Origin of the sequence: Stenotrophomonas maltophilia (assembly GCF_002799155.1) — a bacterium.
Taxonomy (GTDB): Bacteria; Pseudomonadota; Gammaproteobacteria; order Xanthomonadales; family Xanthomonadaceae; genus Stenotrophomonas; species Stenotrophomonas maltophilia_R.
In genome coordinates this window covers 4,050,020-4,072,528 of record NZ_NERD01000002.1, presented here as the reverse complement: position 1 = coordinate 4,072,528, position 22,509 = coordinate 4,050,020, and the positions used below count along the sequence as shown (strand labels likewise).

Sequence of the window (22,509 nt, the reverse complement as noted above, 5' to 3'; positions counted from 1 at the left end):
GGTGAGTACCGAACCTGACACCCTCGCCGCGGTCGAGACCGAAACCGCGCCCCTGCAGCTGCTGCATCTGGATGCGCGCCTGGCCGTGGTCAACAAGCCGGCCGGGCTGATGGTCCACGACAGCAAGCTGGCCCGTGGCGAGGATGATTTCCTGGCCGACCGCCTGCGCGAGCAGCTGGGGCGGCCGATCTTCCTGGTGCACCGCCTGGACCGCGCCACCAGTGGCTGCCTGCTGCTGGCCTTCGACCGCGAGACCGCCAGTGCGCTGGGCAAGGCGTTGATGGGCGGTGAAGTGGCCAAGGACTACCTGACCGTCTGCCGGGGCTGGCCGGCCGAACTCGCCTGGCAGGTGGACCATGATCTGGACGGTGGGCCGGGCAAGCCGGTGAAGAAGCCGGCGATCACCGATTTCCAGCGCCTGGCCACCGGCGAACTGTCGGTGCCGGTGGGCGAATTCGCCAGCTCACGTTACGCGTTGCTGCGCTGCCAGCCGCAGACCGGGCGTTTCCGGCAGATCCGCCGGCACCTCAAGCATCTCTCGCACCATATGATCGGCGACACCAGCCACGGTGATGGGCGCCACAACCGCATCTTCCGCATGCAGGGCGTGCATCGCATGCTGCTGCACGCCGAGCGGCTGCGCTTTCCGCATCCGGAGGGCGGCAACGTGGACGTCAGTGCGCCGCTGGACCGCGAATTCCAGAAGGCGCTGGACCTGTTCGGCTGGCAGGTGGAACAGGCCTGACGGCCGTGCTGGCCGTTGGCCGGCAGCTGCACGATCCCAGGCGTACCGGGGAGCCGGCCAGCGGCTGGCACGACCTCACTTCTTTTCAGGCTCGTTGACGATCGCTTCCAGGTCTTTCTGCAGGTCTGCAAACAGCGGCTGCATGCGTGCCTGGATCGCCACCACCACGTTCTGCATCAGCGCCGGGCTCTTGTCCAGCAGGCTCTGGCCCGCCGGGCTCTCGTAGAACTCGGCCATCGCCAGCACGTCTTCCTTGCTGAACGTCTTCTTGTACAGGTCCACGTACATCGGCCGCAGCTGCTGCCACGACATTGCCTGGCGCAGGGTCTGGCTGGTCCGGGCCTGGATCCGCTTCAGCTGTTCCTGCTGCTGCGCATTGAGCTGGCGCTGCGCGGCCACCTGCTGGAACTGCTGCTGCTGCATGGCTTCGATCTGCGGCACCATGGTGTCGATCATGCTCTGCGCCCGCGAGGCCGACAGCAGGCGGTTGATGTCGCCGTCGGTCGGCGGGGCGGCCAGGGCCGGAACGCTGGCCACGGCCAGCACCAGCAGCAGGGCGGCGCGGCGCAGCAGGGACGGCAGGGCGGGTGCGAGGCGGGTCATGCGGGGCTTCCTGCGGTACATGGGACGGCCAGCATACCTGCAGCCAAGGCGAAGGCGGCGTGTTCGGTACCTGATCGGCGGCATACGGGGCGCGATGCCGCACTCCACCGCGTGCCTGCCGCTACAATGCGCGGATGGGCAGTGGACCGGTCACCATCAGCGCGCAGCTTGAAATCCCCGACGGCGAGATCGTCGAGCGGTTCGTGCGTGCCAGCGGCGCCGGTGGCCAGAACGTCAACAAGGTCTCCACTGCGGTGGAACTGCGTTTCGATGTGGCCAACTCGCCCTCGTTGCCCGAACCGTTGCGCGCGCGCCTGCTGGCGCGGCGTGACCGGCGCATGACCGGCGAAGGCGTGCTGGTCATCGACGCGCAACGTTTCCGCACCCAGGATCGCAATCGCGAGGATGCGCGCGAGCGGCTGGCGGCCTTCATCCAGGCCGGGCTGAGCGTGCCAAAGCCGCGCAAGGCCACCAAGCCGACCCTCGGGTCGAAACTGCGTCGTCTGGACGCCAAACGCGGGCGCGCGCAGATCAAGCGCGGGCGCTCATCACGTGACTGGGAGTGATTGCTTGAACAACCCGACTTCGTTGCTGCCGGCCGTGCCGCCGCAGATGCCGCAGGTCAAACCCAACGCCTTCCTGCGCTGGCTGGCGCGCTGCACCCTGCGCATGGGTGGCTGGAAGGTGACCGGTACCCTGCCTGACATCCCCCGGCTGGTCTTCATCATCGCGCCGCACTCGTCCAACTGGGATGGCCTGTGGGGCATGGCGGCCAAGATCGCGCTGGGCATGAAGGTGAAGGTGCTGGGCAAGGCCTCGCTGTTCTGGTGGCCGCTGGGCCCGCTGCTGCACAAGCTGGGCGTGATCCCATTGGATCGCAGCTCGCCGCAGGGCACCGTCGGCCAGGCCGTGGACCTGCTGCGCAACAACGAGAAGATGTGGTTCGCCATCACGCCCGAGGGCACCCGCAAGGCGGTGAAGGACTGGAAGGCCGGCTTCCTGAAGATCGCCCGGATGGCCGACGTGCCGATCCTGGCTGCGTATTTCCACTATCCGGAAAAGACCATCGGCATCGGCCCGCTGTTCACGCCGAGCGGCGACGACGCGGCCGACATGGCCGCCATCCGCGAGTTCTACCGGCCGTGGATCGGCAAGACCCGCGGCACGATCTGAGCGGGCCGCAGGCCGCCGCATAGACGCCACGTCCGGCACATGCCGGGCGAACGCGACAGGAGTAGGGTGGAGGGCTGGTATCCCGTACCGTCTGCCCAAGGAGTGTTTTACATGTCGCGTACCGTAGTCCTGGCCGCCGCCATCAGCCTGGCGCTGGCGGCCTGTTCCGGCAAGGAGTCCACCCCCGTGTCCGATGCCCAGAAAGCCCCGGCCCAGCAGCCGGCTGAAGCCTCCACCAATCCGCTGCTGAGTGCGAGCACGCTGCCGTTCCAGGCACCGCAGTTCGACAAGATCAAGGACAGCGACTACCTGCCGGCGTTCGAAGAAGGCATGCGCCAGCACCTGGCCGACGTGCGCAAGATCGCCGACAGCAGCGAGCCGGCCACCTTCGACAACACCATCGTGGCGATGGAGCGCAGCGGCGAGACGCTGAACCGCGTGTCGCGCATCTTCTTCGGCCTGGTCCAGGCCGATACCAACGATGCGCGCCAGAAGATCCAGGAAGAGGTGGCGCCGAAACTGGCCGCGCACCAGGACGAGATCAACCTCGACCCGAAGTTGTTCGCGCGCGTGAAGTCGCTGTACGACCAGCGTGACGCGCTGGAGCTGGATCCGGTGCAGAAGCGCCTGGTCGAGCACTACTACGACGGCCTGGTGCGCGCCGGCGCGCAGCTGTCCGACGCCGACAAGGCGACCCTGCGCAAGCTCAACGTGGAAGAGACCACGCTCTCCACCCAGTTCCACACCCGCCTGGTGGCCGCCACCGCTGCTGCTGCCGTCGTCGTCGACGACAAGGCCAAGCTGGCCGGCCTGGATGAGGATGCGATCAACAACGCGGCGGCCGCCGCCAAGGACCGCAAGCTGGATGGCAAGTTCCTGCTGCCGCTGCAGAACACCACCCAGCAGCCGGTGCTCAGCTCACTGAGCGACCGCGACCAGCGTGCCGCCGTGCTGAAGGCCTCGGAAACCCGCGCCGAGCGTGGTGATGCCAATGACACCCGGCAGACCGTGCAGCGCCTGGCCCAGCTGCGTGCGCAGAAGGCCAAGCTGCTCGGCTTCGACACCTTCGCCGACTACCAGCTGGGCGACCAGATGGCCAAGACCCCGGCCGCCGCGCTCAAGCTGCTGACCGATACCGTGCCGGCCGCCACCGCCAAGGCCCGCGCCGAAGCCGGCGAGATCCAGAAGGTCATCGACGCGCAGAAGGGTGGGTTCCAGGTTGCTGCCTCCGACTGGGACTTCTACGCCGAGCAGGTGCGCAAGGCCAAGTACGATCTGGACGAGTCGCAGATCAAGCCGTACTTCGAACTGGACAACGTGCTGCAGAACGGCGTCTTCTACGCCGCCACCCAGCTGTACGGCATCACCTTCAAGCCGCGCACCGACATTCCGACCTACAACCCGGACATGAAGGTGTACGAAGTATTCGACAAGGACGGCACTTCGCTGGCCCTGTTCTACACCGACTACTTCAAGCGTGACAGCAAGTCCGGTGGCGCCTGGATGGACGTGTTCGTCGAACAGGATGGCCTGACCGGTGCCAAGCCGGTGGTCTACAACGTCTGCAACTTCACCAAGCCGGCCGCCGGCCAGCCTGCGCTGATCAGCTTCGACGACGTCACCACCATGTTCCATGAGTTCGGCCATGCGCTGCACGGCATGTTCTCGAACGTGAAGTACCCGTCGATCGCCGGCACCGCCACCTCGCGCGACTTCGTCGAGTTCCCGTCGCAGTTCAACGAGCACTGGGCGCTGGATCCGAAGGTGTTCGCCAACTACGCCAAGCACTACAAGACCGGCGAGGCGATGCCGCAGGAGCTGGTCGACAAGATCCTCAAGGCACGCAGCTTCAACCAGGGCTATGCGACCACCGAGTACCTGTCGGCCGCACTGCTGGACCTGGCCTGGCACACGCAGAAGGCTGATGCGCCGCTGCAGGATGTCGGCGCCTTTGAAGCCAGCGCGCTGAAGAAGTTCAAGGTCGACCTGCCGCAGGTGCCGCCGCGTTACCGCACCACCTACTTCGACCACATCTGGGGGGGCGGTTACTCGGCGGGTTACTACGCCTACTTCTGGGCCGAAGTGCTCGACCATGACGCCTACCAGTGGTTCACCGAACATGGTGGCCTGACTGCGGCCAACGGCCAGGAGTTCCGCGACAAGATCCTCTCGCGCGGCAACAGCGTGGAGCTGTCGACCCTGTACCGCGATTTCCGCGGCAAGGACCCGTCGGTGGAACCGCTGCTGAAGTTCCGCGGGCTGAAGTAAGAAAGCGAAAACGGCGGGGGCAACCCCGCCGTTTTTCGTTGTGTAGCGTCGAACATGGCTCGACGCTGCAAAAGCGTTACGTGCCCACGTGCACGCGGTTCGCCTGCTCGGCCAGGCCCAGGTGATCCAGCGCGATATCCAGCGCCAGCACATAGCTCTGCGCGCCATACCCGGCGGCGATGCCCAGCCGCTGGCCGACACCGGCCGGCAGGCACGGCTCGGCCACCGCGCCGTCGTCATGCACTTCCACGTAAGCGTTGTGCAGGTACGGCAGCAGGCGCTGCAGGCGCAGGCTGTTGGCACACGCACCCGGGTCAAGCAGGGTCACCTCGCCACGGCTGTGGTCGGCCACGCGCAGGGCATCCAGCAGTTCCTGTTCCGAACCGCAGGCACGGATCGCCACGCTGGTGCCGGCGTCGATCGCCCGATGCACCAGTGACTTCAGTACCGGTGCCGGCAGCGGCATTGCCGTGCGGATCAGCGCACCGGCCGCTTCCGGGCCACGGATGATGAAGATCGACATGGCTCAGCCCTCCTGCGCCAGGCGGCGGCCGACGATGGCCAGCGACAGCGGGTACCCGGCCTGCTGGCTGCGCTGGTCGACCACCACCGCGGCGGGGCCATGCTGCAGGCGCAGGCGTGCTTCCAGGCCGGGCTCGGCGGGGGCCTGCAGCTCGATGTACTGCGCCGGCAGCCGTTCCAGCGCCGCCTGCAGCGCGCCACCTTCGGCCTGCCATTGCGCCTCGTCGGCGGCGCCGACATCCAGCAGTATCCAGTCGGCCGAGCGCGCCTGCGGCTGGCACAGGCACTGGTGTACCTCGGACAGGCTGGCGCAGTCGCTGCACAGCACGCGATGGCCGCTCAGCTGCGCCGGCAGCTGCGGGCGCGGCGCCGACGCCGACGCGTGGCGGATCACCAGGAGGGTCATACAACACCTTGCGGAATGCGCCGTGTGGCGCGGTGGGCACACGATGCGCGCGGGGGCCGTAAAGGTGCGATGCCCGGCCCCCACGGCGGGCGTAAAAGCTGCGTAATGCTTCGATATGCCTGCTCCTGTAGCGCGACCGAAAGCAGCCGAGCATGGGCTGCAGGTGCGTTGCGGGAACCTCCGCTGCCTGTGTATGGTCTGATGGCGCTACCACCTGTCCGGAGCCTTGTCATGGAAGCTGTTGCTCGTCCTCCCTTTTCCGAACGCGCGCTGGTCTGGCTGAAGAAGGAAGCATTGCCGCTGCTGGTGATGCTCGGCCTGCTTGCCGCCGCCCGCGATACCCTCGCCAACCACTACGTGGTGCCGAGTGGCTCCATGCAGCCGACCCTGCAGCCCGGCGACCGGGTGGTGGTGGACATGCGTGCCTACGGCCTGCGCCTGCCGTTCACCGGCAAGGAACTGGTGTCCACCGGCACGCCGCAGCGTGGCGAAGTGGCGGTATTCGATTCGCCGGCCGACGGCACCCGCCTGATCAAGCGGGTGGCTGCGGTGGCGGGTGACCAAGTGCAGATGCGCGAGGGCCATCTGAGCATCAACGGCCAGCCGCTGCAGATCGCCGGCCTGCAGGACGTGGAAGCCTTCGGTGAGCGCCGTGCCCGCCTTGACCTGGACGTGGGCGGCGGTCCGGACATCGCCGATCTGGTGGTGCCGGCCGGCAAGGTGCTGGTGCTGGGTGACCACCGCGGCAACAGCTTCGATGGCCGCTTCTTCGGTTTCGTGGATGCCGACAAGATCTACGGCCGCGCGGTGGCGGTCTATTACCGCCGTGGCGACGGTTTCGAGTGGCAGCGCCTGTAAGCTGAATTGATACTTCTTGTGTATCAATCCTGACCTATCAGGTTATGGATCGACTGGATCGACGGGCCTAGTCTGAGGCCCGTTCCCTCCCACGCCCGGCCGCCCCACCGGCCCCTCGATCCCATGACTGGCGAAACTGCGGCGGCCGTCGAACGCCGCCCCCACACTGTCGATTCCAGCACCGAGACCCGCATCCAGCAGGGCACGCCTGCCTTCCGCCGCACCGCGCTGGCGTTGTTCCTGGCCGGCTTTTCCACCTTTGGCCTGCTGTACACCGTGCAGCCGCTGCTGCCCGAGTTCAGCCGTCACTTCGGCGTTTCTGCTGCCGGCAGCGCGATGTCGTTGTCGCTGACCACCGGCACACTGGCGGTGGCAATGCTGCTGGCCGGCCTGCTGTCCGATGCGGTCGGCCGCCGTCCGTTGATGATCGCTGCGCTGCTGGCCTCGGCCATGCTGTCGCTGAGCACGGCGCTGGTGGATGACTGGACCACACTGCTGGTGCTGCGCACCCTGCTCGGCCTGGCGTTGAGCGGCGTGCCGGCAGTGGCGATGACCTACCTGGTCGAGGAAATGGACAGCCGCGCGCTGGGCCTGGCGATGGGCCTGTACATTGGCGGCAACGCCATCGGGGGCATGAGCGGGCGCCTGCTGGCCGGCATCATCGCCGACCATTGGGGCTGGCGTTGGGGCATCGGCGTGGTCTCGATCATTGCCATCGCCAGTACCGTGCTGTTGTGGCTGCAACTGCCGCCGTCGCGTCATTTCCAGGCGCGTCGCGGGGGCCTGCGCCAGTTGCCATCGCGCTGGCGCACGCTGTTTGCCGACCCGGGCCTGCCGTGGCTGTTCGCCACCTCGTTCGTGCTGATGGGCGTGTTCGTCACCCTCTACAACTACCTGGGCTACCACCTGCTGGCCCCGCCCTACCACCTCAGCCAGACCGTGGTCGGCCTGATCTTCAGCGTGTACCTGGTCGGCACCTTCAGCTCGGCGTGGATGGGGCAGCAGGCGACGCGATACGGCCGCGGCCGCATCCTGTCGATCTCGTTTGCGTTGATCGGCGCCGGCATCGCGCTGTTGGCGCTGCCGTGGCTGGGCACGATGGCGCTGGGTATCGCGCTGGTCACGTTCGGCTTCTTCGGCGGCCATTCGGTGGCCAGCAGCTGGGTTGGCAGCCGCGCCGGCACGATGCGTGCCGAAGCCTCGGCGCTATACCTGTTCGCCTACTACCTGGGTTCAAGTGTGCTCGGTGGTGTCGGTGGCCTGGCCTATGCCGCGTGGGACTGGCTGGGCGTGTGCCTGTTCGCCGCCGTGTTGACGCTGATCGGCGGTGGCATCGTCTGGGCGCTGCAGCAGCGCGCCCCGCAGCCGGTAACGGCGTGATCCAACGCGTACGGTAGTGCCGGCCAGCGGACGGTACTACCGGGTGGATTGCAGGCTTACCCTTCGGCGAACGCTTCGCGCAGCAGCCCGGCGAAGTTGCGGATCAGCGGCGTGACGCCCTCGCGGTGCCACGCCAGCTGTACTTCCGAATGTGCGCCGGCATCGGCGAGGGCCACGAAGCGTGCGCCTTCCACGCGGATGTGGTCGCACGAGGACGGCAGGATCGCTGCACCGAGCCCGGCGGCGGCCAGGCTGATCAGGGTCGAGGCTTCACCGGCCTCCTGCACGATGCGCGGAGTGAAGCCCGCCGCCGCGCACAACGCGATCATGTGGTCATGGATGCCCGCACCGGCGCTGCGCCGGAATGCCACGAACGGTTCCTGCGCGAAGTCGCGCAGCGACAGTGTGTCCTGCGCCGTTAGTCTGCGCAGGGCAGGGTGGTCGGCATGCACGATCAGTGCCAGCGGGTCGACGAACAGGCTGTGCGCCACCAGCTCCGGCGGCAATGCGCGCTTGCGGATGATGCCCACGTCCAGACTGCCATCGAGCAGCGCATCGATCTGCTGCAGGGTGTTCATCTCGCTCAGCTGCAGCCGCACCTGCGGGTACTGCTGGCGGTAGCGCAGGATCGAACGCGGAATCTGCGGTGACAGCGGCGTGGCCCGGGTCAGGCCGATACGCAGCTCACCCTGCTCACCGCGCTGCGCGCGCTGCACCTCGTCCACCGCCGTTTCCACCTGCTGCACGATGGCCCGTGCACGTTCCTGCAGCAGCTCGCCGGCAGGCGTCAGCTGCACGCGACGATGGCTGCGCACGAACAGGCGCGCCCCGATCAGGTCTTCCAGCTGGCGGATCTGCTGGCTGAGTGGGGGCTGCGACATGCCCAGCCGCTCCGCCGCCTGGCCGAAGTGCAGCGTATCGGCAACGGCGAGGAAATAGCGCAGGTGGCGGAGTTCGATGGACATGGCGCCAGTTTATTCATCGTCAGCCGGAGATGGGGTCAGAGCCCGTTGCGTAGCAACGGGATCCGACCCCGTGCCGACCAACGGTCGGCACCCACCGGCAGATTGCGGCCAACTGTCGAAGGCGGGGTGGGTCCGGTTGCGGGGGCGTGAGCGCCATGGATGGCGCGACCGAGCCTCCATGGACGGATTCACGGCGTCCCCCGTAGCCGGACCCACCCCGCCATCCCACGGAAAGCCCGCTGTCGCCGTTGCCGTTGCTTCGGCTTCGGCAGGTGCAGGGCGCAGCCCTGCCGGCACAGCTCATCGCTCGGAATGCCCGCTCTGATCGTAATCGCGCGGACTGAACAACTCCGGCTGGATCAGCTCGATGAACGCCCGCGCCTGCGCCGACAACGCCTTGCCACGCCGCACGATCACCCCGTAACTGCGTTCGGGGAACCAGCGCTTCATCGACCGCGCCGCCAACCGCTCGCGATCGGCCTCGTTCAGGCACAGCGCCGGCACGATGGAAATGCCCATGCCCATCGCCACGTACTGCTTAATCACCTCCCAGCCACCCACTTCCAGGGCCACGGTGTAGGCGATGCGGTGGCGCTGGAACACCTGGTCGACCAGGCGGTAGGTGATCTGCCGCTTCGGTGGCAGCACCAGCGGATAGCGCGCGATGTCGGCCAGCTCCAGCTCGCCGCCGCTGGACAGCGGATGGTCGTGCGGCGCGATCAGCACCTGCTCGAAGCGGTAGGCCGGGGCGTAGCTGAGGTCGGCTGGCACATCGGTCATCGAACCGATTGCCAGGTCGGCGGCGTCCTCGCGCAGCAGGTCGGTGCCATCGGCGCTGATCGCGTTGTGCAGGGTCAGGCGCACGTCCGGGTGGTGCTGGCGGAAGCGTTCGACGATCTTCGGCAGCAGGTACAGGATGGTCGAACTGTTGGCGGCGATGTTCAGCTCGCCCGCGTCCAGGCCGCGCACCTTGTCGCGGAATCGTGCCTCCAGCCCGTCCAGGTTCTCCACCAGCGGCTGTGCCATTTCGTACAGCAGCTGGCCCTCGCGGCTGGGCACCAGGCGGCGCCCGCTGCGCTCGAACAACGGCACCCCCAGCTCCCGCTCCAGCGCCTGCAACTGCAGGCTGATCGCCGGCTGGCTGACGAAAAGTGCCTCAGCCGCCCGTGAGACCGAGCCAAGGCGCACCGTCTGGCAGAACGCGCGCAGTGGCTTCAGCCGGTCGGATTTGTAGGAAAAACGGGGGCTTGGAGGGGGGCGTGTGGTCATCGCGTCACAAGTATTAGCACAATTTATGTAGAACATTGCAAAAACTGTTTTGCCAAATACTCGGCCCCGGCGGCACCGTGGAGACGTTCCCCCACCGCTGGAGTTGCCATCATGTCCGCCGTCGCTTCCGCTGTTCCCACCCCTGCCAGCAAGGCCACCCCCGGCATCGCCCTGGCGACCCGCGTGGCCGGCCAGGACACCCTGCTGCCGGCACCGCTGCTGGCCCTGCTGGTGTCGCTGCACCGTGCGGTGGAACCGGGCCGGCAGGCACGGCTGCAGGCGCGCCGCGAGCGCCAGGCGTTCTTCGACCAGGGCGGCCTGCCGGACTTCCGCACGGACACCGCCGCGATCCGTAGCGGCGACTGGCGTGTTGCCCCGCTGCCCGCCGCGCTGCAGGACCGCCGCGTCGAGATCACCGGCCCGACCGATCCGAAGATGGTCATCAACGCGCTGAACTCCGGTGCCAAGGTGTTCATGGCCGACTTCGAGGATTCGACCTCGCCGACCTGGCGCAACCTGCTGGCCGGGCAGCAGTCGCTGGCCGCCGCGGTGCGTGGCGATCTTCAATACACCGCACCCAATGGAAAGCACTACGCCCTGCGCCCGTACGACGAGCAGGCGGTGCTGATCGTGCGCCCGCGTGGCTGGCACCTGGACGAGAAGCACGTGCGCATCGATGGCCAGTTCATCGCCGGCGGCCTGTTCGACGCGGCGGTGTTCGCCTTCCACAACGCCCGCACCCTGCAGGCGAAGGATCGCGGCCCGTATTTCTACCTGCCCAAGCTGCAGAGCATGGAAGAGGCGGCGCTGTGGGAAACCGCGCTGTCGCACATCGAAGGCATGCTCGGCCTGCCGCATGGCCAGATCAAGGTGACCGTGCTGATCGAAACGCTGCCGGCGGTGTTCGAGATGGACGAGATCCTGCACGCGCTGCGTGACCGCATCGTCGGCCTGAACTGCGGGCGCTGGGACTACATCTTCTCGTACCTGAAGACCTTCCGCCGCCACGCAGATCGCGTGTTGCCCGAGCGCGGCCAGGTGACCATGACCCAGCCGTTCCTGAAGGCGTATTCGGAGCTGCTGATCCAGACCTGCCATCGCCGTGGTGCGCATGCGATGGGCGGCATGGCCGCGCAGATTCCCATCAACAACGATGCCGCTGCCAACGAACAGGCGATGGCCCGCGTGCGCGCCGACAAGCTGCGCGAAGTGAGCGCCGGCCACGACGGCACCTGGGTCGCGCACCCGGCGCTGATTCCGGTGGCGATGGCGATCTTCGACGAACACATGCCCGGTGCGAACCAGCACAGCGTGCTGCGCCAGGATGTGCGCGTCGGCCGCGACGAACTGATCGCGCGGCCGCCGGGCACCATCACCCGCGCTGGTTTCGAAGGCAACGTGGAAGTCTGCGTGCGTTACCTGGCGGCGTGGCTGGATGGCAACGGCTGCGTGCCGATCCACCACCTGATGGAGGACGCGGCCACCGCCGAGATCAGCCGCAGCCAGCTGTGGCAGTGGCTGCATACGCCGGGCCAGCAGCTGGACGATGGCACCGCCATCGACCTGGCGCTGCTGGATGCCACGCTGGCGCAGCTGCCGGCACGGCTGGGCGATACCGCCGCGTTGCCCGGTGGCGCGCGCATCGGCGAAGCCATCGCCCTGCTGGGCGACCTGAGCCGCAACGACGAACTGACCGATTTCCTGACCCTGCCGGCCTACGCGCGCATCGACTGATCGCCGCCCGCGTTTCCTGCCGTTTCCCTCCCCGCTGCACGCACGAACCGAACTGGAGAAAGACATGAGCAAGCTGCCCACTGCCGAACAGATCCAGCACGACTGGGATACCAACCCGCGTTGGGAAGGCATCCAGCGCAACTACAGCGCCGCCGACGTGGTGCGCCTGCGCGGCACCGTCCACATCGAGCATTCGCTGGCCCGCCTGGGTGCGGAGAAGCTGTGGGCGTCGCTGCATGAGCGCGAGTTCGTCAACGCGCTCGGTGCACTGACCGGCAACCAGGCCATGCAGCAGGTGAAGGCTGGCCTGAAGGCGATCTACCTGTCCGGTTGGCAGGTGGCCGCCGACGCCAACCTGGCCGGCCAGATGTACCCGGACCAGTCGCTGTACCCGGCCGATTCGGTGCCGGCGGTGGTCAAGCGCATCAACAACACGTTGCTGCGCGCCGACCAGCTGCATCACGCCGAAGGCAAGGACGACATCGATTTCCTGCAGCCGATCGTGGCCGATGCCGAAGCCGGTTTCGGCGGCGTGCTCAACGCGTTCGAACTGATGAAGGCGATGATCGAGGCCGGTGCCGCTGGCGTGCACTTCGAAGACCAGCTGGCCTCGGTGAAGAAGTGCGGTCATATGGGCGGCAAGGTGCTGGTGCCGACCCGCGAGGCGATCGAGAAGCTCAATGCCGCGCGCCTGGCTGCCGACGTGCTGGGCGTGCCGACCCTGCTGGTGGCGCGTACCGATGCCGAAGCCGCGGATCTGCTGACCAGCGACATCGACGGCAACGACCGGCCGTTCACCACCGGCGAGCGCACTGTCGAGGGCTTCTACAAGACCCGCAACGGCCTGGACCAGGCGATCAGCCGTGGCCTGGCCTACGCGCCCTATGCCGACCTGGTGTGGTGCGAGACCGGCAAGCCGGACCTGGAATTCGCTCGGAAATTCGCCGAGGCGATCCATGCGAAGTTCCCGGGCAAGCTGCTGGCCTACAACTGCTCGCCCAGCTTCAACTGGAAGAAGAACCTGGATGACGCCACCATTGCCAAGTTCCAGCGCGAACTGGGCAGCTACGGCTACAAGTTCCAGTTCATCACTCTGGCCGGTTTCCACGCCTTGAACTACGGCATGTTCAATCTGGCCCATGGCTACGCACGCCGGCAGATGAGCGCGTTCGTGGAACTGCAGGAAGCCGAGTTCGAAGCGGCCGAGCGCGGCTTCACCGCGGTCAAGCACCAGCGCGAGGTCGGCACCGGCTACTTCGATGCGGTGACCCAGGCGATCCAGCAGGGCCAATCGTCGACTACCGCGCTGACCGGCTCGACCGAGGAAGAACAGTTCCACGGCGGCCGCAGCGAACGCGCTGCGTGATCCGGTAATGCCGGCCGCTGGCCGGCAACCCGCCGATGTTTCCGGAGTCCACGGGGTTGCCGGCCAGCGGCCGGCTCTACCGAAGCTTCGGAATCCGATCAGGGTGGCCAGGGAAGGGCCAGACAACGCCGGCCGGTCGGGGGACCTGCCGGCGTTGTTGTATCGATGCAAGGGGGGCAACCGGTGGGCAGCGTCAATCAGGCGCACCCCGGTCCCGGCAACCTGGCCGAAACCCCGTGAAACCCGGCATCGGATTGATCCAGCAGGAGTTTTGGCTGGACACCGATAGCCAGAATGGGCCACCACCGATCTTCACATCAATCAAGATCGGCAGAAGGCTCAAAATGAGATAGGGCGCACACTTTAAAGCGGTGCTATGCTCCGCGGCTCACCAGGGGACGCTGGCGGCGGGTGCAGGGAATGACCGGCAGGGGTGCGGCCGAGAACAGTGATGTGACGACAGGTATCGCCCAGGTGGCGATGGCCGAGATCGTGCACGCTCTGTTGTCAGATGCCGAGGTGGCATTGTTCGCCAGATTCGCCCGCGCATGCAAGCTCCGTGCCGGACAGTGGCTGTTCCAGCGGGGCCACCGCGGCGAGCGCATGTATGTGATCCTCGAAGGACAGATCGAACTGGACTTTGGCGAGGACCTGGTGATCAAGACGCTCGGGCAGCATGAGTTCTTCGGAGAACTGGGCCTGCTGGTCGGCGATCACCTGCGCAGCGCCAGTGCGCGCGCGCTGGTCGACTGCGACGTGCTGGAGCTGGGCCCGGCCGATTTCCATCGGCTGGTCGAATCCGATCCCGGCCTGGTGGCCTACTTCCTGCGCCGCACGATCATGCGCGTGCTGACCAACGAACAGGCACTGATCAGACAGCTGCGCCGGCGCAACCACGATCTGGAAACCGCGCTGGACAACCTGTACATCACCACCCACCAGTTGACCCACACCCGTGAGCTGGTGCGTACCGATGAACTGACCGGGCTGCACAACCGCCGTGGCCTCACCCTGTACCTGCAGGAGTGCCGCGAGCATGCCGAGGGACCACCGCAGGCGTTGCTGCTGATCGATTGCGACCGTTTCAAGCAGATCAACGACCGCCACGGCCACCAGGCCGGCGACCGCGTGCTGCAGAGCATGGGCAACATCCTGCGCTCGATGGCCGGCGAGCAGGACCTGGCCTGCCGGCTCGGCGGCGATGAGTTCTGCCTGATCCTGCGCCGTGGCAACCACGAGATCGTGCAGCACGCGGCCGAGTTCATCCTCAGCGCGGTGCATGGCCTGCTCGAGCGCAGTCATGGCACGCCGCATGTCAGCCTGGTGAGCATCGGTGCCAGCCTGCTGGCGCCGGAGGCAGGCTGGAGCGAGTGGTATGCCAGCGCCGATCGGGCGCTGTACCGGGCCAAGCGCGACGGCGGCAACTGCCTGCGCTGGGTGGATGATCCGGACGGCCAATAGGGAGAGGCAGGCGATGAATGGCGACAACGGAACGTCAGCCCCGCATAGCCCACAGCTACGCGCCCTGCTGTTCACCGATCTGTGTGATTCGCTGCAGCTGGTCGAGCGTATCGGCGATGTGGCGGCGGCGAGCCTGTTCCAGGAGCACGACCGCCTGGTGCTGGGGCTGCAGCACCGCTGGAATGGCCAGCTGATCGACCGCTCCGACGGGCTGTTCATGCTGTTCGAACGCACCATCGACGCACTGGGTTTCGCCCTGGACTACCAGCGTGAACTGCACGCGCTGGGCCAGCAGCGCGCCATTGAACTGCGCGCGCGTGCCGGCCTGCACGTGGGTGACGTGCTGACCTGGGAAAACAGTGCCGAGGCGGTCCGTGCCGGTGCCAAGTCGATGGAAGTGGAAGGCCTGGCCAAGCCGATGGCGGCGCGCCTGATGATGCTGGCCCGCCCTGGCCAGATCCTGCTGTCGGCGGTGGCCGAATCGCTGACCCGCCGTGCCACCGATGCGCTGGGCGAGCGCGGCACGCGCCTGTTGTGGAAATCGCACGGGCGCTGGCGCTTCAAGGGCGTGCCGGTAGTTCAGGAAGTGATCGAAGTGGGCGAGATCGGTTCGGCGCCGCTGCGCATGCCGCGCGCCAATGCCAAGGCGCGCCGCGACCTGCCGCTGTGGCGGCAGCCGCTGGTCCTGGCCGCCGAAGGCCTGGTGCTGGCGGTGGCCGTGCTGGGCGGCTGGCTGCTGCTGCGGCCGGAACCGGCGATTGCATTCGCTGAGCGCGACTGGGTGGTACTCGGCGATGTCGACAACCTCACCGGCGATCCGATCTTCGATGACTCGATGCGGCACGCGATCCGGATTGCGCTGGAGCAGTCGCGCTACGTGAACGTGCTGTCGGAGGGCAAGATCCGCGAAAGCCTGGAAATGGCGCGGCTCTCGGGCGATACCCGGTTGAACCGCGATACCGCCGTCGACGTGGCGGTAAGGGAAGGCGCCCGCGCCGTGCTGTTGCCGACCGTGCGGCAGAAGATCGGCGGCTACGAGCTGGCCATCGATGTCGCTGCGCCGGGCAGCGGCCAGGTGATCCAGACGTTCACCGCCACCGCGGATCGATCCGACCAGATGGTGTTCGCGGTGGATGACGTGGTCGGGCGCCTGCGGCGTGGACTGGGTGAGTCGGTGGCAAGCCTGGAACAGTCGTTGCCGTTGCCGCGGGCATCGACCCAGGACCTGCGTGCACTGCGTGCATTCGCGTTGGCCGAGAGTGCACTGGGCCAGCGTCGCTTCGAGGAAGCACGCAACCTCTACCAGGCTGCGATCGATATCGATCCTGGTTTTGCCCTGGCCTACATGGGCGTGGCCAAACTGCATGCGCGGGTCGAGGAAGGGCGGCGTGCACGCGAAGCCATGCAGCATGCGCTGGACCTGCAGGATCGCCTGCCACCACGCGAGCGCCTGTACCTGAAGGCCTGGATGGCCGAGCTGGAACCAGGCGGCTGGGCGCTGGAGCAATGGCGCACGCTGGCCAAGGTCTATCCGGATTCGTTCGCGGGGCTGTCCAACACGTCCTGGTACCTGCTGCAGGCCAACCAGTTCAGCGAGGCCGAGCCCTATGCGCGAGCGGCCGCAGTGCCGCAGGACCCCTTGCGGCTGTATCCGCTGGTCCATCTGGTGCGGATACAGATCGCTGCCAACCAGCCGCAGCTTGCCGCGGAAACACTGGCGCAGGCACAGGTCCTGCGCGGCCGGGATGACGCCGATGAGACCGGCGTGGATGTGCTGGTGGCGCAGGGACAGTACGCCAAGGCAGCGGAGCTGTTGCCGCAGATCCATGCCAGCGATGCCCTGCAGCAGCGGATGAAGCTGCGTGCGCAGCTGCTGCTGGCGGCCGCGCAGCGCGACTGCCCGGCGATGCAGCAGGCGATACGCGAAGATGCACCGGCGCCGGCGCTGGTCGACCTCCAGGTGCAGCAACGCCTGCAGCACGCCAGCGTGGCGGCATTGTGCTCGAGCGCTGGCCGCGCCGAACTGCAGGCCATCGCAGCGCTGCTGCAGCCGATGCTGCAGCAGCGCGATGATCCCATGCTGAATGCCAGAGGCCTGCAGTGGCTGGCGCTGGTCCACCTGGCACAGCGCCAGGGCCAGTTCGAGCTGGCCAAGCGCTGGCTGGACGATCAGCGCCCCCTGCTGCGCAGCCTGCGCAGCCCGGTCGCAGACCGCTGGCTGCGCATCGTCAGCGCCATGGATGAGCTGCAGATGCAGCGACCCGACGCTGCACGCTCGCTGATCGAGCCGATGCTGGATGGGAGCGAGCCCGTGCAGGCACACGTGGTGCTGCTGCTCGCGCTGCGCGCACAGGGCGATGAAGCCGCCGCGCGCCGCCAGCAGGCGTGGCTGGCCCAGCATCGCGGCCAGGCCATTGCCGAGGTCACGGCCCTGCAGGTGTGGCAACCGCTGAACGTGTATGACGTCTCCACGTGGGCAACGCCAGCTACGGCCGGCGCACCCTGATGGCGGATCAGCCGTCGATCCGCTCGCCGACCTTGCCGGCTTCGAAGCAGAACACCACGGTCATGGCCGCCACCGACCCGGACAGGTGGTCCTGCAGCGCGTTACGCACCCGGCCAAGCTCCTCGACCGAGGCCAGGGTGTCGATCTTCATGCAGTCGTTTTCGCCGACGGCAGCGTCCAGGCCGATCGAGGCCAGCGCCTGGGCCGGCGACGCGGTGAAGTGGCTGCGGAACTCGTCGTTGCCGATCAGGTGGTCCAGCAGGGTGCTGGCGTCTGCGGCGGAAAGGCGGGGATGGGTGCTCATGGGGATCGTCCGTAGGTGGAGTTTCTCGTATCGGCCGCGACAGCCTGCCATTGAGGGCCGCGCGCTGCACGTCGCTAAAGTTGGCCGCGCTGCGGTCGTTGCTGCTATGCCGGTTGTGCGGCAGAAGGAAGGAAACCCATGCGACTGCGCCGCTGCGCCAGCCTGATGTTCGAGCCCCGCGAGGCGGTCACCCTGGACCTGCGCGCGATGCTGGCCGGCCATGCCGAGATGGACAGCCAGATCAGCTGGGTGGCGCTGGCCGCCCATCTGGACCAGCCGCTGCCGGTGGACGCCGAGGAGCGCCAGCTGCTGGGCGAGCTCAGCGCGCACCGCTGGAGCGAACCACCCGCCGATGCCTCCCCGGCCATGCTGGCCCGCCTGGTCGAGCAGGGCCTGCTGCTGACCGACCCGCCGAGCGAGGTGGGGCACCAGATGCGCGACGAGGCGCTACGGCGCAGCCAGTGGTGGCCGCTGGCCGCGCTGGCCCATCGCCACGCGCGGTGGCAGGCCGTGGACAGCGTGGAGGACATGCGTCGGCAGGGATTGGACACCGCTGCCGGGCTGCGCCAGCGCCTGGGGCCACCACCACCGGTGGTGCAGCCCATGCAGGGTGACTACCAGCCGCTGCCGCGCAGCGAAGAGGCCGCGTTCGATGCACTGCTGGCGCGTCGCACCACCTGCCGCAATTTCGATCCGCAGCGCGCGCTGCCGCTGCCGTTGCTGGCCCAGGTGCTGCAGCGCACGCTGATGGCCCACGCCGTGCAGAAGGTCGAGCGCGATACCGAGTTCCTGAAGAAGAACGTGCCTTCCGGTGGCGGCCTGCATCCCACCGAGGGCTTCCTGCTGGTGCAGAACGTGGACGGGCTGGTACCGGGCCTGTACCACTACCACCCGGTGCAGCATGCCGTTCTGCCGTTGCCTTCGCCACCGCCGCAGGCACTGGCTGCGCTGGCGCGGCGGATGCTGTCCGGGCAGGAGTGGTTCGCCGATGCGCCGGCGTTGCTGGTGCTGGCGCCGCGCTATGACCGCTGTTTCTGGAAGTACCGCAACCATGCCAAGGCGCACCGTGCGGTGACACTGGATGTCGGCCACATCTCGCAGCTGCTGTACCTGTGCGCCACCGAGCGCGGCCTGGCGGCGTTCGTCACCGCAGCCATCAACGATGCCGATATCGATCGTGCCTTCGGGTTCGATGGCATCGGCCAGAGCGCGATGGCCATCTGCGGCCTGGGCTGGCGCAGTGCCACGCTGGACACCGCCGAATTCGATCCCGCTGGTCGGGTGACGGCGGGCGACGACCGTTGAGCGGCCGTCGCCCCGGCGTTCACGCCGCTTCGAAGTCCACCAGCACCGCACCATCACCCACCTGGTCGCCGGCCTTGGCGCGGTAGCCCTTCACCGTGCCATCGGCCGGTGCCTGCAGGGTGTGCTCCATCTTCATCGCTTCCAGCACCACCAGTGGCGTTCCGCGCTTGACCTCGGTGCCGGCCGCGACCAGCGTCGCGACGATCCTGCCCGGCATCGGCGCCAGCAGGCTGCCGGCGTCGGCCACGGCCTGGTCCGATTCACTCACCGGATCGTGCAGGGTGAAGCGGTGCTGGCCATTGGCGCCGAACAGGTACAGCTGGTCACCGTCGCGCAGCAGCTGCAGCGACCAGCGGCGCTCGCCCAGCTGCACGGTCAGATGCTGCGCATCGGCCGTGCCAAGCACCTGCACCGGCGCGGCCTCATCGCGCTGCACGCGCCAACCATCGGCCTGCGCCCATACCTTCAGTGTGTGCTTGCGTTCGCCCTGCTGCAGCGGCAGCACGCGCGGTGCCGATGCACCGAGGCGCCAGCCGTCCTGGGCCTGCCACGGCGAATGCGGATCGCGCGCGTCGGTGCTGGCGCCGCCCGTGCTTGCAACTGCGGCCACGGCGGCCAGCTGCCACAGGGCATCATCCGTGTCGCCCACCGCACTCAACGCGGCCTGTTCGCGTTCGATCAGCGCGGTATCCAGCCTGGCGTGCGCGAACGAATCGGTGTTCACCAGGCGGCGCAGGAAGCCGGCATTGGTGGTCACGCCCACTACCTGGCAGTCGGCCAGCGCCTTGCTCATGCGGCGCAGCGCGGCATCGCGGTCCACGTCCCAGACGATCAGCTTGGCGATCATCGGATCGTAGTACGGGGTGATGCTGTCGCCTTCCTCCACGCCGGTATCCACGCGCACATGGGCTGACGGCGTGGGCAGGCGCAGCCGGCGCAGCGTGCCGGTGGAGGGCAGGAAGCCACGGTCGGCATCTTCGGCGTACAGGCGCGCTTCGATGGCATGGCCGTGGATCGAAAGCTGCTCCTGGCGCAGCGGCAGCGGCTGGCCCGAAGCCACGCGCAGCTGCCACTCCACCAGGTCGGTGCCGGTGATGTACTCGGTGACCGGGTGCTCGACCTGCAGGCGTGTGTTCATTTCCATGAAGTAGAAATCGCCGTCCGGGCCGGCGATGAATTCCACCGTGCCGGCACCGACGTAGCCCACCGCGCGCGCTGCATCCACCGCGGCCTGGCCCATCGCGGCGCGGCGCTCGGCGCTCATGCCCGGCGCCGGCGCTTCTTCCAGCACCTTCTGGTGGCGGCGCTGCACCGAGCAGTCGCGCTCGAACAGGTACACCGCCTCACCGTGGCTGTCGCCGAACACCTGGATCTCGATGTGGCGCGGGCGCTCGACATACTTCTCGACCAGCACGTGGTCGTTGCCGAACGCCGAGGCCGCTTCGCGCTGGCAGCTGGCCAGCGCATCGACGAAGTCCTCGCTGCGCTCGACCTTGCGCATGCCCTTGCCACCACCGCCGGCGCTGGCCTTGATCAGCACCGGGTAGCCGATGCCGTCGGCCTGTGCGCGCAGGAAGTCCGGCGCCTGCTGGTCGCCGTGATAGCCGGGGGTCAGTGGTACACCGGCCTTGGCCATCAGCGCCTTGGCCGCGCTCTTGTCGCCCATCGCGCGGATGGCGCTGGCCGGTGGGCCGATGAAGGTGATTCCGGCCGCCGCGCAGGCATCGGCGAAGTCGGCGTTCTCGGACAGGAAGCCATACCCGGGGTGGATCGCCTGCGCGCCGGTCAGGCGTGCGGCGTCGAGCAGGGCATCGCCGCGCAGGTAGCTCTCACGTGCGGCGGCCGGACCAATGTGGATGGCTTCGTCGGCCAGGCGCACATGGCGTGCGTTGCGGTCCGCATCGGAATACACCGCCACGGTGGCGATGCCGAGGCGACGGCAGGTGGCGATGACGCGGCAGGCGATCTCGCCGCGGTTGGCGATCAGGACTTTGGTGAACATGGCAACAGGCTCGGTCATGGCACGGGTTACATGCGGAACACGCCGAAGCGCGTCTGCTGCGGGGCGGCGTTGAGGCTGGCCGACAGCGCCAGGGCCAGCACCCGGCGGGTGTCGGCCGGATCGATCACGCCGTCGTCCCACAGGCGCGCGCTGGCGTAATACGGGTGGCCCTGCTGTTCGAACTGGTCGCGGATCGGCGCCTTGAACGCGTCCTCTTCCGCTGCCGGCCACTGGCCACCCTTGGCTTCGATGCCATCGCGCTTGACCGTGGCCAGCACGCTGGCGGCCTGTTCGCCGCCCATCACGCCGATGCGTGCGTTCGGCCACATCCACAGGAAGTTCGGCGAGTAGGCGCGGCCGCACATGCCGTAGTTGCCGGCGCCGAACGAACCACCGATCACCACGGTGAACTTGGGTACCTTGGCGCAGGCCACCGCCATCACCAGCTTGGCCCCGTCCTTGGCGATGCCACCCTGTTCGTACTTGCGGCCGACCATGAAGCCGGTGATGTTCTGCAGGAACACCAGCGGGATGTTGCGCTGGGTGCACAGCTCGATGAAATGCGCACCCTTCAGTGCCGACTCGGAGAACAGGATGCCGTTGTTGGCGATGATGCCGATCGGGTAGCCGTTCAGATGGGCGAAGCCGGTGACCAGGGTTGCACCGTAGCGCGGCTTGAACTCGTCGAAGCGCGAGCCATCGACCAGGCGCGCGATGACCTCGCGCACGTCGTAGGGCTTGCGCGTGTCGGCCGGGATCACGCCATACAGGTCGTGTGCCGGCAGCAGTGGCTCCTCGCTGGCCTGCACCGCCATCGCCGGTTCCGGCTTGCGCCAGTTCAGCTGCGCGATGATCGCGCGCACCCGTGCCAACGCCTGCAGATCGTTGTCGGCCATGTGATCGGCCACGCCGGAGATGCGCGTGTGCACATCGGCGCCGCCCAGATCCTCGGCCGTCACCACTTCACCGGTGGCCGCCTTCACCAGCGGCGGGCCGCCGAGGAAGATCGTGCCCTGCTCGCGCACGATCACGGTCTCGTCGCTCATCGCCGGCACGTAGGCGCCACCGGCGGTGCAGCTGCCCATCACGCAGGCGATCTGCGGAATGCCCTGTGCCGACAGGTTGGCCTGGTTGTAGAAGATGCGGCCGAAATGGTCGCGGTCGGGGAAGACTTCGTCCTGCAGTGGCAGGAACGCGCCACCGGAATCGACCAGGTAGATGCACGGCAGGTGGTTCTGTTCGGCGATCTCCTGTGCGCGCAGGTGCTTCTTCACCGTCATCGGGTAGTAGGTGCCACCCTTGACCGTGGCGTCGTTGGCCACGATCACGCATTCCACACCGCTCACCCGGCCGATGCCGGCCACCACGCCGGCGGCGGGCACGGCATCGTCATACATGCCATGCGCGGCCAGCGGCGCGATTTCCAGGAAGGCGCTGCCGGGGTCGAGCAGGGCGTCGATGCGGTCACGCACCAGCAGCTTGCCGCGTGCGGTGTGCTTGGCACGCGCGGCGTCGCTGCCGCCCAGCGCAGTGCGGGCGAGGGTGGCATGCAGGTCATCGACCACGGCCTGCATCACCGCGCGGTTGCTTTCAAACGTTTCGCTGCCCGGTTGCAGCTGGCTGTTCAGGACGGTCATCGCGG

At 67.7% G+C, this 22,509-nt stretch carries 19 protein-coding genes; 11 read left to right on the top strand and 8 right to left on the bottom strand.

Translation table 11 applies throughout. The features are described from left to right. Position 1 precedes the first annotated feature (1 nt). Positions 2–745, top strand: coding sequence for a pseudouridine synthase (locus tag B9Y82_RS19480; protein WP_100474978.1), 744 nt, complete (start codon positions 2–4; stop codon positions 743–745). A 75-nt stretch (positions 746–820) separates the two neighbouring features. On the opposite strand, the gene B9Y82_RS19475 is transcribed toward B9Y82_RS19480, so the two are convergent. After that, positions 821–1,348 (bottom strand): DUF2059 domain-containing protein, encoded by a 528-nt coding sequence (locus B9Y82_RS19475; RefSeq protein WP_100474977.1) that lies wholly within the window; start codon positions 1,346–1,348, stop codon positions 821–823. A 134-nt stretch (positions 1,349–1,482) separates the two neighbouring features. On the opposite strand from B9Y82_RS19475, the gene arfB reads away from it, so the two are divergent. The 3 genes from arfB to dcp all read left to right on the top strand — a co-directional run bounded on the left by arfB (position 1,483) and on the right by dcp (position 4,789). Beyond that, positions 1,483–1,914, top strand: a complete 432-nt coding sequence (gene arfB, locus B9Y82_RS19470; RefSeq protein WP_005420755.1) for an alternative ribosome rescue aminoacyl-tRNA hydrolase ArfB — start codon at positions 1,483–1,485, stop codon at positions 1,912–1,914. Positions 1,915–1,960: 46 nt separating this feature from the next. Beyond that, the gene (locus B9Y82_RS19465; protein ID WP_238381676.1) at positions 1,961–2,521 is read left to right on the top strand and encodes a lysophospholipid acyltransferase family protein; all 561 of its coding nucleotides are present in this window, start codon (positions 1,961–1,963) and stop codon (positions 2,519–2,521) included. A gap of 111 nt (positions 2,522–2,632) precedes the next feature. Continuing rightward, positions 2,633–4,789, top strand: coding sequence for a peptidyl-dipeptidase Dcp (gene dcp, locus B9Y82_RS19460; RefSeq protein WP_100474975.1), 2,157 nt, complete (start codon positions 2,633–2,635; stop codon positions 4,787–4,789). 76 nt (positions 4,790–4,865) lie between these two features. Here the strand turns inward: dcp and B9Y82_RS19455 are convergent, their stop codons facing one another. Together B9Y82_RS19455 and B9Y82_RS19450 are read right to left on the bottom strand one after the other, a co-directional pair. Beyond that, a complete protein-coding gene (locus B9Y82_RS19455) occupies positions 4,866–5,312 on the bottom strand; it encodes a 3-dehydroquinate dehydratase (protein WP_004153636.1) in 447 nt (148 codons plus the stop codon). Positions 5,313–5,315: 3 nt separating this feature from the next. Beyond that, a complete protein-coding gene (locus B9Y82_RS19450) occupies positions 5,316–5,717 on the bottom strand; it encodes a hypothetical protein (protein WP_100474974.1) in 402 nt (133 codons plus the stop codon). A gap of 231 nt (positions 5,718–5,948) precedes the next feature. Here B9Y82_RS19450 and lepB point away from each other — a divergent pair, with 231 nt between their 5' ends. Next, a complete protein-coding gene (gene lepB / locus B9Y82_RS19445; RefSeq protein WP_100474973.1) occupies positions 5,949–6,575 on the top strand; it encodes a signal peptidase I in 627 nt (208 codons plus the stop codon). A gap of 123 nt (positions 6,576–6,698) precedes the next feature. Continuing rightward, on the top strand, positions 6,699–7,955 hold the full coding sequence (locus tag B9Y82_RS19440; protein ID WP_100474972.1) for an MFS transporter: 1,257 nt from the start codon (positions 6,699–6,701) through the stop codon (positions 7,953–7,955). 56 nt (positions 7,956–8,011) lie between these two features. On the opposite strand, the gene B9Y82_RS19435 is transcribed toward B9Y82_RS19440, so the two are convergent. Together B9Y82_RS19435 and B9Y82_RS19430 are read right to left on the bottom strand one after the other, a co-directional pair. Then, on the bottom strand, positions 8,012–8,920 hold the full coding sequence (locus B9Y82_RS19435) for a LysR family transcriptional regulator (protein WP_100474971.1): 909 nt from the start codon (positions 8,918–8,920) through the stop codon (positions 8,012–8,014). 300 nt (positions 8,921–9,220) lie between these two features. Next, a complete protein-coding gene (locus B9Y82_RS19430; protein WP_100474970.1) occupies positions 9,221–10,189 on the bottom strand; it encodes a LysR family transcriptional regulator in 969 nt (322 codons plus the stop codon). A 111-nt stretch (positions 10,190–10,300) separates the two neighbouring features. Between B9Y82_RS19430 and aceB the strand changes: the two genes are divergently transcribed. The 4 genes from aceB (at position 10,301) to B9Y82_RS19405 (ending at position 17,256) form a co-directional block, all read left to right on the top strand. Continuing rightward, positions 10,301–11,923, top strand: coding sequence for a malate synthase A (aceB, locus tag B9Y82_RS19425; RefSeq protein WP_100474969.1), 1,623 nt, complete (start codon positions 10,301–10,303; stop codon positions 11,921–11,923). Positions 11,924–11,987: 64 nt separating this feature from the next. Then, positions 11,988–13,289 (top strand): isocitrate lyase, encoded by a 1,302-nt coding sequence (gene aceA, locus B9Y82_RS19420; protein WP_100474968.1) that lies wholly within the window; start codon positions 11,988–11,990, stop codon positions 13,287–13,289. Positions 13,290–13,709: 420 nt separating this feature from the next. Then, complete coding sequence (locus B9Y82_RS19410) at positions 13,710–14,750, top strand: GGDEF domain-containing protein (protein WP_100474966.1); 1,041 nt, start codon at positions 13,710–13,712, stop codon at positions 14,748–14,750. A 13-nt stretch (positions 14,751–14,763) separates the two neighbouring features. Continuing rightward, positions 14,764–17,256: a putative peptide modification system cyclase gene (locus B9Y82_RS19405; protein ID WP_100474965.1), complete on the top strand. Its 2,493-nt coding sequence runs from the start codon at positions 14,764–14,766 to the stop codon at positions 17,254–17,256. A gap of 7 nt (positions 17,257–17,263) precedes the next feature. Here the strand turns inward: B9Y82_RS19405 and B9Y82_RS19400 are convergent, their stop codons facing one another. Next, complete coding sequence (locus B9Y82_RS19400; RefSeq protein ID WP_100474964.1) at positions 17,264–17,560, bottom strand: NHLP-related RiPP peptide; 297 nt, start codon at positions 17,558–17,560, stop codon at positions 17,264–17,266. A 138-nt stretch (positions 17,561–17,698) separates the two neighbouring features. On the opposite strand from B9Y82_RS19400, the gene B9Y82_RS19395 reads away from it, so the two are divergent. Next, complete coding sequence (locus tag B9Y82_RS19395) at positions 17,699–18,865, top strand: putative peptide maturation dehydrogenase (protein ID WP_100474963.1); 1,167 nt, start codon at positions 17,699–17,701, stop codon at positions 18,863–18,865. A gap of 19 nt (positions 18,866–18,884) precedes the next feature. On the opposite strand, the gene B9Y82_RS19390 is transcribed toward B9Y82_RS19395, so the two are convergent. Together B9Y82_RS19390 and B9Y82_RS19385 are read right to left on the bottom strand one after the other, a co-directional pair. Further along, entirely contained in the window at positions 18,885–20,867 is a 1,983-nt protein-coding gene (locus B9Y82_RS19390; RefSeq protein WP_100474962.1) for an acetyl-CoA carboxylase biotin carboxylase subunit, read from the bottom strand. 26 nt (positions 20,868–20,893) lie between these two features. Beyond that, the gene (locus B9Y82_RS19385) at positions 20,894–22,504 is read right to left on the bottom strand and encodes a carboxyl transferase domain-containing protein (protein WP_100474961.1); all 1,611 of its coding nucleotides are present in this window, start codon (positions 22,502–22,504) and stop codon (positions 20,894–20,896) included. Between the last annotated feature and the right edge of the window lie 5 nt (positions 22,505–22,509).

What these genes read in the sequence shown, in the direction of transcription:
- B9Y82_RS19475 (WP_100474977.1), bottom strand. Translation starts at nt 1,348, where the DNA reads ATGACCCGCCTCGCACCCGCCCTGCCGTCCCTGCTGCGCCGCGCCGCC.
- arfB (WP_005420755.1), top strand. Translation starts at nt 1,483, where the DNA reads ATGGGCAGTGGACCGGTCACCATCAGCGCGCAGCTTGAAATCCCCGAC.
- B9Y82_RS19465 (WP_238381676.1), top strand. Translation starts at nt 1,961, where the DNA reads ATGCCGCAGGTCAAACCCAACGCCTTCCTGCGCTGGCTGGCGCGCTGC.
- dcp (WP_100474975.1), top strand. Translation starts at nt 2,633, where the DNA reads ATGTCGCGTACCGTAGTCCTGGCCGCCGCCATCAGCCTGGCGCTGGCG.
- B9Y82_RS19455 (WP_004153636.1), bottom strand. Translation starts at nt 5,312, where the DNA reads ATGTCGATCTTCATCATCCGTGGCCCGGAAGCGGCCGGTGCGCTGATC.
- B9Y82_RS19450 (WP_100474974.1), bottom strand. Translation starts at nt 5,717, where the DNA reads ATGACCCTCCTGGTGATCCGCCACGCGTCGGCGTCGGCGCCGCGCCCG.
- lepB (WP_100474973.1), top strand. Translation starts at nt 5,949, where the DNA reads ATGGAAGCTGTTGCTCGTCCTCCCTTTTCCGAACGCGCGCTGGTCTGG.
- B9Y82_RS19440 (WP_100474972.1), top strand. Translation starts at nt 6,699, where the DNA reads ATGACTGGCGAAACTGCGGCGGCCGTCGAACGCCGCCCCCACACTGTC.
- B9Y82_RS19435 (WP_100474971.1), bottom strand. Translation starts at nt 8,920, where the DNA reads ATGTCCATCGAACTCCGCCACCTGCGCTATTTCCTCGCCGTTGCCGAT.
- B9Y82_RS19430 (WP_100474970.1), bottom strand. Translation starts at nt 10,189, where the DNA reads ATGACCACACGCCCCCCTCCAAGCCCCCGTTTTTCCTACAAATCCGAC.
- aceB (WP_100474969.1), top strand. Translation starts at nt 10,301, where the DNA reads ATGTCCGCCGTCGCTTCCGCTGTTCCCACCCCTGCCAGCAAGGCCACC.
- aceA (WP_100474968.1), top strand. Translation starts at nt 11,988, where the DNA reads ATGAGCAAGCTGCCCACTGCCGAACAGATCCAGCACGACTGGGATACC.
- B9Y82_RS19410 (WP_100474966.1), top strand. Translation starts at nt 13,710, where the DNA reads ATGACCGGCAGGGGTGCGGCCGAGAACAGTGATGTGACGACAGGTATC.
- B9Y82_RS19405 (WP_100474965.1), top strand. Translation starts at nt 14,764, where the DNA reads ATGAATGGCGACAACGGAACGTCAGCCCCGCATAGCCCACAGCTACGC.
- B9Y82_RS19400 (WP_100474964.1), bottom strand. Translation starts at nt 17,560, where the DNA reads ATGAGCACCCATCCCCGCCTTTCCGCCGCAGACGCCAGCACCCTGCTG.
- B9Y82_RS19395 (WP_100474963.1), top strand. Translation starts at nt 17,699, where the DNA reads ATGCGACTGCGCCGCTGCGCCAGCCTGATGTTCGAGCCCCGCGAGGCG.
- B9Y82_RS19390 (WP_100474962.1), bottom strand. Translation starts at nt 20,867, where the DNA reads ATGTTCACCAAAGTCCTGATCGCCAACCGCGGCGAGATCGCCTGCCGC.
- B9Y82_RS19385 (WP_100474961.1), bottom strand. Translation starts at nt 22,504, where the DNA reads ATGACCGTCCTGAACAGCCAGCTGCAACCGGGCAGCGAAACGTTTGAA.